The organism is Kamptonema formosum PCC 10802, assembly GCF_000332335.1.
Taxonomy (GTDB): Bacteria; Cyanobacteriota; Cyanobacteriia; order Cyanobacteriales; family Oscillatoriaceae; genus Oscillatoria.
This window is the reverse complement of sequence record NZ_KB235948.1, coordinates 3,509,487-3,509,941: the sequence shown is the minus strand read 5'-3', so window position 1 is coordinate 3,509,941 and position 455 is coordinate 3,509,487. Positions and strand designations below refer to the sequence as shown.

Genomic DNA, 455 nt, shown 5'->3' with positions numbered 1-455 from the left:
CTTCCCAAGTTGTGTACCAATGGTACACAAATCTTCCTGTAACGGCGGGCTGGCCCCATATCTGGGCCACAAGGGATGGGATTCAACCGGCAGCCGGCGCTCACTTGACACATTGGCTTCCCAAGTTGTGTACCAATGGTACACAAATCTTCCTGTAACGGCGGGCTGGCCCCAAATCAGGGCCACAAGGTATGGGATTCAACCGGCAGACGGCGCTCACTTGACACATTGGCTTCCCAAGTTGTGTACCAATGGTACACAAATCTTCCTGTAACGGTGGGCTGGCCCCAAATCTGGGCCACAAGGTATGGGATTCAACCGGCAGCCGGCGCTCACTTGACACATTGGCTTCCCAAGTTGTGTACCAATGGTACACAAATCTTCCTGTAACGGTGGGCTGGCCCCAAATCTGGGCCACAAGGTATGGGATTCAACCGGCAGCCGGCGCTCACTTG

Annotated in this window: 1 protein-coding gene; it reads left to right on the top strand. The window is 54.9% G+C overall.

Annotation, left to right across the window (positions count from 1 at the left end):
- Positions 1-251: 251 nt before the first annotated feature.
- On the top strand, positions 252-455 hold a 204-nt coding region (locus tag OSC10802_RS57200; protein WP_232731682.1), incomplete at its 3' end, for a hypothetical protein.